Here is a 13035-nt window from a genome sequence, read left to right as displayed (position 1 = left end):
AGATGCAGATGGGGATGATCGGCCTGGGCCGGATGGGCGCCAACATCGTACGCCGCTTAGTCAAGGACGGACATGAGTGCGTGGTGTACGACCACAACCCTGATGCGGTTACGGTGCTGGCCGATGAGCAAGGAACGACCGGGGTGTCGTCGCTGGCCGAGCTACGCGACAAACTCTGCGCCCCACGAGTGGTCTGGGTGATGGTGCCCGCGGGGGACATCACCACGTCGGTGATCACGGACCTGGCCGACACACTGGAGTCCGATGACATCGTGATTGACGGCGGCAACTCCTACTACCGCGATGACATCGCACACGCAAAAATCTTGTCCGAAAAGGGGATTCATCTATTGGACTGCGGCACCAGCGGCGGCGTGTGGGGCCGGGAGCGTGGCTACTGCCTGATGATCGGCGGTGACGACTACGCTTTCGCGCACGCGGAACCACTTTTCATTACCATCGCGCCGGGTGTTGACGCAGCACCGCGCACGCTGGGCCGACACGGCGAGCTCGCGCAAGCCGAGAAGGGCTACTTGCACTGTGGCCCGTGTGGAGCGGGACATTTCGTCAAGATGGTGCACAACGGCATTGAGTACGGGATGATGGCCTCGCTGGCCGAAGGGCTGAACATCCTGCATAACGCCGACATCGGTACCCGCATGCAGAAAGGCCTCGAAACCGGCGACGCCGAAACCGCGCCGCTAGAAAATCCGGAGTTCTACCAGTACGACATCGACATCCCAGCGGTCGCCGAGGTGTGGCGACGGGGCAGCGTGATCAGTTCGTGGCTGCTGGATTTGACCGCGTCAGCGCTGCACGAATCGCCCGCGTTGAGCGAGTTCGCCGGGCGGGTGTCCGACAGTGGGGAAGGCCGGTGGACCGTTATTGCGGCGATCGACGAGGGGGTACCGGCGCCAGTGTTGACGACCGCCCTGTATGCCCGCTTCGCCTCGCGCCAGCTCTTTGAGTTCGGTGCCAAGGTGTTATCGGCGATGCGCAAGCAGTTCGGCGGGCACGACGAGAAGCCCTGAACGCTCTCGGGGCTGACCACGTCGGAGAGTTTGCCGCGGATCAACAGGATCGGGATCTTCAGGTCGACGGCGGCGGCTGCCTCGCCAAGGGAGGCAAAACCGTTGGGGTGGCTGAACATGAAATCGCGGATGCGGGCGCTGTTGTCCTTCTCGTAACGCGGCACCACGTCGACCAACACCAACTCGACAACTTCGAGGGCGTAGTCGGCGTCTGGCGCACGGTCGCTGTCACCGTGTCCACGCGTGTCGATCGCGACGACGTGGTAACCCTGGTCCGCGAGGATCTGGCCGGTGGCTTTCCAAGAAAGCGGTGTTGGCCCCCACCGTGCAACATCAGGACGGTTGGCGCGACAACGATTCGACAATGATTCTTTTCGAAGATTCTCTTCAAAGGTTCTTTGCAAACGCCCGACGTCGAATTGACGGTGGTGTTAATCTCCGCTTAGGCGCGGGCAATACGCATTCTCCAACCGTTCGGTCAGCACGTTGTTGCGTTAGGAACGCTGATGTCATTCGTATCCGCAGTACCGGAGTTTGTTAGCGCGGCGGCCGCCGATTTGACCAATATTGGGTCGACTATCGCCGAGGCCACAACCATAGCGTCGGGTCCGACGACCGCGATGCTCGCCGCAGGGGCTGACGAAGTGTCGGCGGCCATCGCGGCGCTGTTCGGCGCCCACGGTCAGACTTACCAGGCGCTCAGCGCGCAGGCGGCCGCGTTCCATCAGCAGTTCGTGCAGGCTCTCACCGGCGCAGCGAACGCGTATGCGTCCGCCGAGGCTGCCAACGCGTCGCCGTTGCAAATCCTCGAGCAGGACGTGCTGAGTGCGATCAATGCGCCCACCCAGGCGATTTTCGGACGCCCGCTGATCGGCAACGGCGCCGCTGGGACGGCTGTTAATCCCAATGGTGGAGCTGGCGGGCTTTTGCTCGGCAACGGCGGCAACGGCTACACCCAAGCAAGCGCCTCCGGCCTAGCCGGCGGTAACGGCGGAAGCGCCGGGCTGATTGGCAACGGCGGGGCTGGCGGTGGCGGGGGATACGGCGCGAACGGTGGCTCCGGCGGCGCCGGCGGCCTCCTGTATGGCAGCGGCGGGGCCGGCGGAAGTGGCGGGGCCGCCAACGCGGCCTTCAACGCCGGCAATCCCGGCGCCGGCGGCGCTGGCGGCAGCGCCGTGTGGTTCGGCAATGGTGGCGAGGGCGGGCACGGCGGCACCGGGCTTGCCGGGACGAACGCCACCACCCCCAGCAACGGTACGGCCGCCACCGGTACCGTCGGCGCGAATCACACGGACGCTGGCCCAGGAGGAACGGGCGCTATGGGTGGGGACGCGAGCGCCACCGTCGGCCGGGTTGGCGGTACCGGCGGCGCCGGCGGCTGGGACGTTAACGCCAGCACCGGCTCGGGGCAAACGGCCACCGGTGGCACCGGCGGCGGCGGCGGCCATGGGGGCGGCGGCACCAACGCCGCTGCGGCCAACGCCGGCGGAGTCGGTGGTGCCGGGGGTCTCGGCGGCAACGGTGGGCTGCTCATTGGGAATGGTGGCGCTGGTGGTGCCGGTGGCACCGGCGGGATCGGTGGTGCCGGTGGCACCGCCGCGGCGGGTGGTGTCGGCGGCACCGGGGGCTTCGGCTTCACTTCGGACGGCACCCAAATTGCTGCCGGAGGCACCGGAGGGGGCGGCGGAACAGGCGGTACCGGCGGTACCGGCGGGACGGGTGGGACTGGCGGTGTTGGGGGCACCGGCGGCCGTGGGGGGCTGCTGATCGGCAACGGCGGCGCCGCTGGCAACGGCGGTGTCGGTGGTGAAGGTGGTGTCGGTGGCACTGGCGGTGTCGGTGGCACTGGCGGCGTCGGCTATTGGGGCCAATCCGGCTTCACTAACTCACCCACGACGACGGCTTTCGGCGGCCACGGCGGTCAAGGCGGTACTGGTGGCCAAGGCGGCCACGGTGGCACCGGCGGTGCGGGCGGCGCTCCCGGCACAGCCGGCCAGGGCGGATTCCTCGGCTTCTCCGGCTCCGACGGCCTTACCGGCGTGGGCGGCGCCGGGGGCGCCGGTGGTACTGGCGGCGCCGGTGGCAACGGCGGTGCCGGCGGCAACGGCATCTTGGATAACGGTGTCGTCACAGGTTTCGCGGGCGCCGGCGGCGCTGCCGGCACCGGCGGCGGCCCTGGTGTCGGCGGCAGCGGCGGCGCCGGGTCAACCGCTGGTGTTACCGGCGCCGACGGCAGCTCCGGCGTCGGGGGCAGCGCAGGCGCAGCGGGCCCGTCGAGCTAACCGGCCGGAGGTAACGGCGCATCAGGAAATAGCTCGGCGAAGCTGCCGTATAGAACTCGGTTCCTGGTCGTCTCGTCGACGCCGTCGAACAGCTGGTGCAGCGTTTCCTGGGTGTGGCCGAAGGTGCCCTCCATATGCGGGTAGTCGCTACCCCAGAGCACATTGTTGTAGCCCATCGCGCTCATCGCCGCGACTGCCGACGAGTCGTGTTGGAACGACGCGTACACCTGCGAGTAGATGATCTCACGTGGACCGCGATTGAGCTTGGGCCGCACTACCATTGCGTGCTGGCGGTAGCCCTCCTGCATCCGGTCGGCGATGAACGGGACCCAGGTCGCGCCGCCCTCGGACACCAGAACCTTGAGCTTCGGGTGCCGATCCAATGCCCCCGAGGCGACGAGCTTGGCCACCGCGCGCTGGCCACCGAATGATGTCTCGGTGTAGTTGAGTACCGCACCGCCCGGGCCATGATAGGTCACTCCGATCGAGCCGCCGGCGGCGAAATCGATTGGCTCGGTGCCGATGTGGAACGCGATCACCATACCGATGTCTTCAGCAGCGGCCCAGAACGGCTCCCACTGGTCGCGGTTATAGTCGCGCTGCGTGGGGTGCGGCGTGACGGGAAGAAACACCGCCTTGAAACCCATTGCGCCGCAACGCTTAAGCTCGCTTACCGCATCGTCGATATCCAGTGTCGACACTTGCGCGGTGGGAATCAGCCGCGGCGAGTAGTCCATAATTGTGTCTTTGGACCAATCGTTGGATGCCCGCATAGCCTCGCGCAACAGCTCCGGCGTGCGAAACGAGCCGGACCACATGCCCAATGACGGGAACACCAATTCCGACCAGATGCCCTCGCCGTCGAGATCGGCAAGCCGCTTTTCGACGTCGCGGGCGCCCGGCGCGGCCGCCGTAGCCTGCAGAAACTGCTGTTGCGCGGCGGTGGGCAACCGGCGGCGGAACACCTGGCCGTCGACGCAGATGGTCTCCCACTGACCGTCGGGATCCTGCACGCTGCGCGGCACCAAGTCGGCCAGCCGCGTGGGCAGCCGTGAGCGCCACAGGTCGGCAGGTTCGATGAAATGAGAGTCGCCCGAGTTAGCCCATAGTTTGAGGGGCGCGGCCATGAGTCCAGATATTAGAATTGTGTTCTAATACTGTCAACGTTGTCGACACCGCGTCGGCCGCCGTGGGCGGCATCGGCGGTGCGGTGATTTTCCGCTGTCGCCGTGGTCTATCCATGTCAAAAGGCCAACGATGCCAACCACTAGGAGACCCACGTGTGCTCACCCCGGCCAGCGATCACGCCGGCACTTTGGTTCGACGACAACCTGGAAGAGGCGGCCCAGTTTTACACCACGGTGTTCCCGAACTCACAGATCGAGGGATTTAACCGGTACACCGAAGCGGGCCCGGGTGAACCGGGCCAGGTGGTGAGCGGCACCTTCGTACTGAACGGCGTTCGCTTCATCGGGATCAACGGCGGTCCCCAATTCCGGTTCACCGAGGCGGTCTCGTTCATGGTCAACTGCAAGGACCAGGACGAGGTTGACTACTACTGGGACCGGTTAACCGACGGCGGAGAGGAATCGCAGTGCGGGTGGTGTAAAGACCGTTTCGGCCTGAGTTGGCAAATCATCCCGGACCAGCTCTATGAACTGATCAGCGATCCGGATCCGGCCCGCGCGACGGCGGCCACCAAGGCGATGCTCGGTATGCGCAAGATCGTCGTCGCCGAGCTGGAACGGGCGGTTGCCCACCGGTGTGTCGAAGGGTGAGCTCACTCGGTGAGCCGGTCGATCCAGTCGATCGTCGCGTCGATGATCGCCGGCACATCGTCCGGGTTGTCACATCCGGCCACCATCAGCGACGCCTCCGCCATGGTCGCCACTAGCACGCGGGTCAGCAGTTGGCCGCGTAGCGACGTGTCCAGCTCCAGCACCGCCATCCAACTGCAGAACGCGGCCATCATGCGGTCGCGACGGGTGATCCCGAAGCCGGCCGGTGTGTCGCCAGACGACAGCACCCTGGCCAGGCGGCGGTTCTCCCACATCGCCTCGAGGTAGGCCCGTACGTGGACCTCGAATACCCGCCGCCGGTCGATCTCCGCTGGGACGGACTGGTCCGCTTGCCGCATCGCCGCGTCGATGCGGCGGTCGACGGCGTCGGCCATTTGCTCGAAGATCGCCAGAAACAGCTCGCGCTTGCCCCCGAAGTGGTGGTAGATGCTGCCGATGCTGGCGCCAGAGCCGGCCACCACGTCGGCCATCGTTGCCGCGGTGAAGCCACTGGTCGCAAATACCTCGATTGCTGCGTCGAGGATCCGCCGCTGGGTGGCGCCGGTCTTGGCCCAGCGGCGGGTCCGCGCGGAGGTCGCCATACCTAAACGCTAACGGGTACGCCGCGCCGCTAGTCGGGCCTGGCATTGTCCAGCCGAGACCGCACCGGTCGGGATCGACGGGCCCGCGTTACGTTGTTCGGGTGCGCGTCCCGTCGGGCAAGCCAGCCGGACGCGCCGAACAGGAGTAAACATGACTGAGCCGCGCTGGATCGACGTGCCAGGTCCCGCTGGGGACCTCAAGGCCCTGACCTGGGGGCCGCCCGGTGCCCCGATCGCGTTGTGTCTGCACGGCTTCCCTGACACCGCCTACGGTTGGCGCAAGATCGCTTCCCGGCTGGCCGAGTCGGGTTGGCGGGTCGTCGCCCCCTTCATGCGTGGGTACGCGCCGTCGTCGATACCGACCGACGGCAGTTACCACGTTGGTGCGTTGATGGATGATGCCTTGCGCGTGCGCCTAGCGGCGGGCGGCACCGAACACGATGTGGTGATCGGTCACGATTGGGGTGCCATGGCTGCCACCGGCCTGGCCGCGATGCCCGACAGCCCGTTCGCCAAGGCGGTGATCATGTCGGTACCCCCGGCGGCGGCGTTTCGCTCGCCGGGCCGGCTAACCGACCGCGGCCGGCTGGCGCTGGCGCTACCGCATCAGCTGCTGCGCAGTTGGTACCTTCTCTACTTTCAATTGCCTTGGCTGCCTGAGTATTCCGCTTCCTGGGTGCTGCCGTTGCTGTGGCGGCGGTGGTCACCGGCCTACCGCGCAGAGGAGGATCTCCGCCACGTCGACGCCGCGATTGGGACACCGGAGGGCTGGCGGGCCGCGTTGGGACCGTACCGGGCCATGATCCGCAACACGCGACCACCGGCGCGGTATGCCGAATTGAACCGGCTGTGGGTCGAGGTGCCCATCCTGCCGAGCTTGTATCTGCATGGTCGCGACGATGGATGCGCCACACCGGCTTTCGCACATTGGGTGGAAAAGGTGCTGCCGCCGGGCAGCAAGGTGGCAATCGTGGAGCATGCTGGGCATTTCCTGCAACTCGAACAACCGGACAAGGTTGGCGAGTTGATCCTGGCGTTCATCGGTTCGCCCGGCTAAAGCCATGACGGCGCACCGGATGGCGGCCGTCGACGCGCAGTTCTACTGGATGTCAGCCAAAGTCCCCAACGACCAGTTCCTGCTCTACGCCTTCGACGGCCAACCCGCTCGGCTCGATCGCGCCATCGACGAGGTCCGCCGCCGCGCCCGAGCCTGCCCGGACCTGGCGATGCGCCTCGACGACGGATCTGCCCTGACCTACCCACGGTGGGTCTCGGCGGCCGTCGAGCCCGCGCAGCTGGTTGAGCATGAGCTCGCCGATCGCTCGTGGCGCGGTTGTCTGGCCGCGGTGGTTGGTCTTGCCGACGAGCAGTTAGATATTCGCCAGATGCCGTGGCGGCTCCACGTTTTCACGCCGGTGCTCGGCATCCCGGGGACCACCGGTCGGGGCGCCGTTGCGGTCATGCAGGTCGCGCATGCGCTGGCCGACGGAGCCCGCGCTTCGGCAATGGCTGCCTGGCTTCTCGGTCGGCCGGCCCCGGTGCCCAGGGTGGCACGGCTGCCGGCAGGCTTTGTGCCGTGCCGAGCGATCGATGCGGCCCGCACGCACCGCCGGATGGTGCGCGATACCCGCGCCGGGCTGCTGGTAGCGCCGCTAGGCTCGCGGCCGCCGCTACCGACCAACGCCCGCCCGGCGGGTACCCGCGTGCTGCGCACGCTGGTACGGCACCGCGCGCAGCTGCCTGGTCGCACGGTCACCGTCGCGGTGCTGGCCGCGGTGTCCAGGGCAATGTCCGAAATGTTGGGTGGGTCGTCCGACAGCCTAGGCGCTGAGGTGCCCATGTCCAAACCCGGTGTGCCACATGCGCATAACCATTTCGGTAACGTCGTTGTGGGGCTATACCCGCAGCTTGGCCACGATGCTCGGATGCAGCGGATCGCGACCGACCTGGCCAACGGCAGGCGCCGCTTCCAGCATCCGGCTATGCGCGCAGCCGATCGGGCTTTTGCCGCGATGCCGGCGGCGCTGTTGCGTTGGGGTATCTCGCTGTTCGACCCGTGTTCCCGGCCAGCTTTGGTGGCCGGGAACACGGTGGTGTCCAGCGTGCACCGCGGAGCAGCGGACCTGAGCTTCGGGGCTGCGCCGGTGGTGCTGACGGCCGGCTACCCGGCACTGTCGCCTGCGATGGGCCTGACCCATGGCGTACACGGTATCGGCGACATCGTCACGATCAGTGTGCACGCGGCAGCGTCGGCGGTGGCCGATATCGACGCCTATCTGCAGCTGCTGGACGCGGCGCTGTGACGGCAGTTCTGTAGCAAACCGTAGCGTAATACGCTACGGTTGGGTGGTGGCTAGGACGATCCCGCAGCGCGACTTGCGCAATGAGAATGCGAAGGTGATCGACGCTGTCAGCGCAGGCGAGACATTCGTCGTTACTCGCAACGGCGAGCCGGTAGCCGAGCTTCGCCCGATACGAGTCGGTCGCCGCACCTTCATCACGCGCGAAGAAGTTGCGACGCTGGCCGGTGTCGCGGTGCGCATTGACCATCGGCAGTTCCGCGCCGACCTTGACCAGTCGATCGACCAAGATCTTTAGGATGATGCCCGGCCTTCTGGATACGTCGGTCGTGGTCGACTGGCACGATCCGGCGGTGGTAGCCGCACTGCCCGACGAGATGGCGATCTCGGCCATTACGGCTGCTGAGCTGGCGGCCGGTCCGTTGTTGGCCACGACACCGATGGAGGCGGCTAAACGGCAGGCCCGGTTGCAAGAGATCGAATCGACCTTGGAGCCAATCCCTTTCGACGGGGCCGCGGTACGTAGTTACGGACTAATTGTGGCAGCCGTGGTGCGCGAAGGAAGAAAGCCGCGAAGCAGGTTCGCTGATCTATTGATCGCTGCGACGGCGCACGCCAACCGCTTAGACCTCTACAGTCGCAACGCGGATGACTTTACCGGCCTCGAGGAACTGATCCGCGTCGTCGCCATCTGATTCCGGTAATGCACCTGAGTTTGCTGCGCGGTATCGGGGTTGGGTTGGAGTCTACGGAAATTACTGCGCATCACCGGATCTCGCGGCTTCCTCGCGGGTAAGGCCAGCAGCGAGGATCAGCTCCTCGTGCAGTTCGAACCACACCGTGTGGTAAGAGTCGATGAGCGGCTTAGTCAGCCAGGCGATCTGTCCAGCATGGACGTTGTCCAGCGCCGCACGCAGTTTCGTCAGGTAAGCATTCAACCGTGGCAGCCGCGTCGCAGCCGCCTCGATGATCGGTACCACCCGCTCGTGCACTGCATCGAGGCGCGACACTATCCCGGCGTCGTATTCAGGGTCCTCGTGGGTGTTGGGAATGCCGTCTTTGACCTGCCAGTCCGTGGCCAGGGCTTTGAAATCAAGGTTAACGGAACGGAATTCGCGATAGATAGCGGCCAGCGCGGCTACGTCGATACCCTTGCGCTCCTTGTCGAGCAACGCGTTCAGCCTGGCGCGGCCCGTGGGGCTGATCCTCAACGTCGTTCCCTCGACCAGTAGGCCGGCGGCGGTTAGTTGTTCGACGATTTTGGCGAGCTCGACATGATCGTCGTCCAAAGTCGCGGCCAAGCCGGCAGGGCTTACCCGGCCCTTCAGTCGAACCGCCTGCAGCACTGTCAATTCGGTCACGGCTTGGCTCTTGAATCCGTTGAGCCTTGCAGCCGCAGCGCGGTCATCATAATGATCAGCGGGGCGGCTGACACCACGTCGGTGTGCCCGGTGTCCATGGCTGCGCGCACCGCGGCATCGGAGGAGTCATCCAGCTTCGGGTGGTCTCCAGTCGCGTGCGCACGCAGCGGGCTGATGCGTCGCGCGATGTCAGCCAGCTCGCGCAGCTCCGGCGTGTCGTTCTCTGACCACGCGGACAGTGTCAGATTGCCCTGGCGCACCTCGCCTTCGTCGCCGTCGACGGTGATCTGTTTGCCAGCCAGCGATGCGGCGATTCCCTGGCCGCAGCCCACCACGGCGACCCGACCGAGTTCGCGGCTGACCACTGCCGCATGGCTGGCGGCGCCGCCGACCTCGGTGACAACGCCCTGTGCGGCCAGCATGCCGAGGACGTCTTCGGGCTTGGTGTGGTCGCGCACCAGGATGACCTGCTCGCCGGCCTCGGCGGCGTCTAGCGCCTCATCAACTTCGGTGTACGCCTTGCCTGATACCACGCCCGGGCAAGCGGGCAGACCTTTGGCTAAAAGTGGTGCAGCTAACCGTATTTCCGGCTGCAGTGCGGGTAGCAGCACGGTCTTGACGTGCGCCGGGGTCACCCGGCGCAGTGCCTCGGTGTCGTCGATGAGCCCCTCACGCCGCAGTTGCAGCGCCAGGCGCACTGCCGCCTGCGCCGAGCGCTCTGCGGCCCGCGTCTGCAGTAGCCACAACTTGCCGTCCTCGACGGTGAACTCGATCTCTTGCACGTCAGATCCGAGCCGCTCCAAGCAGCCAGCGGCATCCACCAGCTCGTCGTAGACAGCCGGTTGCTCGTCGCGCAGGTCCGTAATCGGCTGTACATCAACCAATCCCGACACCACGTCATCACCTTGGCCGCCGGGCAGCCACTCGCCGAACGGTTCACTGGCGCCGGTTATAGGATTGCGGGAAAATAACGCTCCGGCTCCGGAGTTGGCGCCTTGGTTGCCAAATACCATCGCCTGCACAATCACAGCGGTACCACTCTGATCGTCCATGCCGTAGTGAGCGCGGTAAGCAACTGCACGAGGCGAATTCCATGAGGCGAAAACGGACTCGATGCCCGCGCGTAACTGGGCATAGGGATCGGCGGGTGGGGGAGCTGACTCACCCACGACGCGCCGATACCTGCGAGTGAACCGCAAGCGGGTGTCGCGGGCGAAGGTTTGGGCGCTCGGCGAGGTGCTGGACGTGGCCAGCGCCTGCTCGACGGGATCATTCATGCCCAAGTCCAGAATCGTGTCCATCATGCCGGGCATTGACTGGACCGACCCGGAGCGAACGCTGACCAGCAATGGCCGCGGCCCCCGCCCAAACGTGCGTGAGGTTTCGGCTTCCAGCCACCGCATCCGATCCAGCACATCGTCCCAGATCGCCTCCATCGTGGGCCCAGGGTCGGCCAAATACCGGCGGCCGACCTCGGTGGTGATGCAGAACGCCGGGGGTACCGGCAATTGGTGTCGGCACATCGCGTTGATGCCATGGCCCTTGCCGCCCAGGATTTCCCGCGGTTGATGCGCGTCGCCGTTCAGCAACACTACGGAGTGCTCGGTGGTCGCGCCTGCGTGGTCGCTTGACGTCGTGATATGCACCCCCTCGTACTGCGGTGTGTCCTGATGGGCCCGAGCCAGTCGTGCCGAACCCGCAGCGTATCGCCACGTGGATGCGCAGCAGTGCGGAGGGCTCGAGCAGCCTGGCTAGTGACGGGTCGCCAGGTTGACGGTCGGCAAACCCGTCCGCAGGTCTAGGTTTGACTCTATGACTCCCTATGACGTTGGGTTATTGATCCTGCGGCTGGTGCTGGGGTTGACACTCGCCGCGCATGGCTACAACAAGTTTTTCGGCGGCGGTCGGATACCGGGAACGGCGCGGTGGTTCGAGAGCATCGGCATGAAGCCGGGGAGGTTTCACGCTGTCGTGGCCGCGACGACCGAGATGTCCGCCGGGCTGGGTTTGGCCGCTGGCTTGCTGACACCGATCCCGGCGGCGGGCTTCGTCTCGCTGATGTTGGTTGCTGCCTGGACGGTGCACCGACCCAACGGCTTTTTCATCGTCAAGGAAGGCTGGGAGTACAACCTGGTGCTGGCGACCAGCGCGGTCGTGGTTGCCACGTTGGGTGCCGGGCGGTTCAGCCTAGATTGGCTGATCTTTGGCAAGAATTGGTTCGAGGGTTGGAATGGGTTGCTGATCTCGGCGCTGCTGGGTCTCGCCGGGGCGCTTGGCCAGTTGCTGATCTTCTACCGGCCGCCGGTCAAACAAACCCAGTAGCCGGCGGCGCCTCGTGTGCTAGCACTTCGGCCGCGGCGCGCTCTCCGGAGCGAACGGCTCCATCGACCCATCCGCACATGATGGCCGAGCTTTCCGTTCCGGCCCAATGGATGCGACCGCACGGCTCACGCAGCGTGTAGCCGAATTCGGTCAGCACCCCGGGTGGGGCGTGGCTGATCATCCCGCCACCGGAATAGCGTTCGGTAGACCAGTTCTGCTCGTGGTACTCGATGGGCAGGCTCGCCTTGGTGCCGAACCGATCGACCAGTTCGCCGACGATCACCGCTTTGCGGTCGGCATGGTCGAGTTTCGCTAGCCGACGCGCGGCGGGTCCCTCGGTGATGACGCACATGATCCCCGGCACGGCGGTGTCCGTGCACGCGTCGATGGTCAAGGTGGCCGGCGATCCCGGCGAGGCGGACTGGCCGCACAACCCATCGGCACGCCAGAACGGCTCGTCATAGCAGACCGAGATCTTAAAGACGGCGCCGCTTGGCATGCGCTGATGCAGCAAAGCTCGATCCAGCGGCAGCGTCGGCTCGTAGCCGATCGAGGTGGCGATTGCCAGTGGAATCGCCACGATGACTCGGCGCGCCCGCACTGTCAACTCATCGGCGCGCACCGTGACGCCGTCGCGGTCCTGTTCGATGTGCCGGACCGGCTGCGACACCTGCAGCGCATCACCGAGTTCGGCGGCTATCGGTCGATAAATGGCGCCCATCCCGCCCACCGGCCGAGCATCCTGAGCGCCGCCCTCACCGGAAATGACAAAGTTGGGACCGCCGGCCGACCCCATCTGCAGCAGCATCCACAGCAAAGACACCTCCGACGCCGCCGACGTGTACGGGCCGGCTAGTGCCATGTCCAGCATCTGCCGGGCCGGCTTGGACAACGTGCTCCTATCGAGCCATTCCGCCAGGCTGATGCGGTCCCATTCGGCGGCCTCCTTGGCCTCCCACGGGGCTTCGCGCGGAACAGATTTGCACATCCTCTCCACCGCGAGCAAACCCAGACCAAGGTTGGTGACTGCCCACTTGCTCATTGTCCATGGGATGGTGCCGCCGTATCGGTGCTTCTTGCCGTCGACGATCATCATCGCTTCGCCGTCGCTGTACTGCTTGTATTCCGGCACGCCGAACTCCTCCATCAGCGCGTAAATCCGATCCTGGCCCGGCCCGATCCATGCGCCGCCACGGTCAATCCAAACCCCGTCCTGGCGAGTTTCGGTGAAGGTGCGGCCACCGACCCGGTCACGTGCCTCCAACAAGGCCACCGAACGGCCCGCTTGTTTGAGCCGCAGCGCGGCAGTCAAACCAGCGAATCCCGCTCCAACGACGCAATAGTCGAACTCCGCCATGA

At 65.9% G+C, this 13035-nt stretch carries 13 protein-coding genes and 1 pseudogene; 8 read left to right on the top strand and 6 right to left on the bottom strand.

Annotation, left to right across the window (positions count from 1 at the left end; all coding sequences use genetic code 11):
* Positions 1–2 precede the first annotated feature (2 nt).
* Entirely contained in the window at positions 3–1031 is a 1029-nt protein-coding gene (gnd, locus tag B586_RS15110; RefSeq protein ID WP_054879524.1) for a phosphogluconate dehydrogenase (NAD(+)-dependent, decarboxylating), read from the top strand.
* On the opposite strand, the pseudogene B586_RS22180 reads toward gnd, so the two are convergent.
* A pseudogene (locus B586_RS22180) lies at positions 1007–1422 on the bottom strand (alpha/beta hydrolase); the annotation flags it as partial. The gene gnd and the pseudogene B586_RS22180 overlap by 25 nt on opposite strands.
* A gap of 115 nt (positions 1423–1537) precedes the next feature.
* Between B586_RS22180 and B586_RS15100 the strand changes: the two are divergent.
* On the top strand, positions 1538–3313 hold the full coding sequence (locus B586_RS15100; RefSeq protein WP_054879526.1) for a PE family protein: 1776 nt from the start codon (positions 1538–1540) through the stop codon (positions 3311–3313).
* Here B586_RS15100 and B586_RS15095 read toward each other — a convergent pair.
* Positions 3310–4440, bottom strand: a complete 1131-nt coding sequence (locus B586_RS15095; RefSeq protein WP_054879527.1) for an amidohydrolase family protein — start codon at positions 4438–4440, stop codon at positions 3310–3312. The genes B586_RS15100 and B586_RS15095 overlap by 4 nt on opposite strands.
* Before the next feature lie 153 nt (positions 4441–4593).
* Here B586_RS15095 and B586_RS15090 point away from each other — a divergent pair, with 153 nt between their 5' ends.
* Positions 4594–5091: a VOC family protein gene (locus B586_RS15090; RefSeq protein WP_054879528.1), complete on the top strand. Its 498-nt coding sequence runs from the start codon at positions 4594–4596 to the stop codon at positions 5089–5091.
* Positions 5092–5093: 2 nt separating this feature from the next.
* Here the strand turns inward: B586_RS15090 and B586_RS15085 are convergent, their stop codons facing one another.
* Positions 5094–5693, bottom strand: a complete 600-nt coding sequence (locus tag B586_RS15085) for a TetR/AcrR family transcriptional regulator (protein ID WP_054879529.1) — start codon at positions 5691–5693, stop codon at positions 5094–5096.
* A gap of 151 nt (positions 5694–5844) precedes the next feature.
* Here B586_RS15085 and B586_RS15080 point away from each other — a divergent pair, with 151 nt between their 5' ends.
* From B586_RS15080 to B586_RS15065, 4 genes are read left to right on the top strand one after another with little or no spacing between them, the layout of a single operon-like run.
* Positions 5845–6750, top strand: coding sequence for an alpha/beta fold hydrolase (locus B586_RS15080; protein WP_047316511.1), 906 nt, complete (start codon positions 5845–5847; stop codon positions 6748–6750).
* A 4-nt stretch (positions 6751–6754) separates the two neighbouring features.
* Positions 6755–7996, top strand: coding sequence for a WS/DGAT domain-containing protein (locus B586_RS15075; RefSeq protein ID WP_054879530.1), 1242 nt, complete (start codon positions 6755–6757; stop codon positions 7994–7996).
* 46 nt (positions 7997–8042) lie between these two features.
* Complete coding sequence (locus tag B586_RS15070) at positions 8043–8291, top strand: type II toxin-antitoxin system Phd/YefM family antitoxin (RefSeq protein WP_047316538.1); 249 nt, start codon at positions 8043–8045, stop codon at positions 8289–8291.
* 1 nt (position 8292) lies between these two features.
* On the top strand, positions 8293–8688 hold the full coding sequence (locus B586_RS15065) for a type II toxin-antitoxin system VapC family toxin (RefSeq protein ID WP_054879531.1): 396 nt from the start codon (positions 8293–8295) through the stop codon (positions 8686–8688).
* Positions 8689–8748: 60 nt separating this feature from the next.
* Here B586_RS15065 and B586_RS15060 read toward each other — a convergent pair whose 3' ends face one another.
* Positions 8749–9354, bottom strand: coding sequence for a hypothetical protein (locus B586_RS15060; protein WP_054879532.1), 606 nt, complete (start codon positions 9352–9354; stop codon positions 8749–8751).
* Entirely contained in the window at positions 9351–11000 is a 1650-nt protein-coding gene (locus tag B586_RS15055; RefSeq protein WP_168162552.1) for a pyruvate, phosphate dikinase, read from the bottom strand. Before B586_RS15055 ends, B586_RS15060 begins: the two co-directional genes overlap by 4 nt.
* Positions 11001–11166: 166 nt before the next feature.
* Here B586_RS15055 and B586_RS15050 point away from each other — a divergent pair, with 166 nt between their 5' ends.
* Positions 11167–11676 carry a DoxX family protein gene (locus tag B586_RS15050; RefSeq protein WP_054879533.1) on the top strand — a complete coding sequence of 170 codons (510 nt, stop codon included), beginning with the start codon at positions 11167–11169 and terminating at the stop codon, positions 11674–11676.
* On the opposite strand, the gene B586_RS15045 is transcribed toward B586_RS15050, so the two are convergent.
* Positions 11660–13033 carry a flavin monoamine oxidase family protein gene (locus B586_RS15045; protein ID WP_054879534.1) on the bottom strand — a complete coding sequence of 458 codons (1374 nt, stop codon included), beginning with the start codon at positions 13031–13033 and terminating at the stop codon, positions 11660–11662. The genes B586_RS15050 and B586_RS15045 overlap by 17 nt on opposite strands.
* Positions 13034–13035 lie beyond the last annotated feature (2 nt).

Origin of the sequence: Mycobacterium haemophilum DSM 44634, assembly GCF_000340435.2 — a bacterium.
GTDB lineage: Bacteria > Actinomycetota > Actinomycetes > Mycobacteriales > Mycobacteriaceae > Mycobacterium > Mycobacterium haemophilum.
This window is presented reverse-complemented; position numbering and strand designations above follow the sequence as displayed.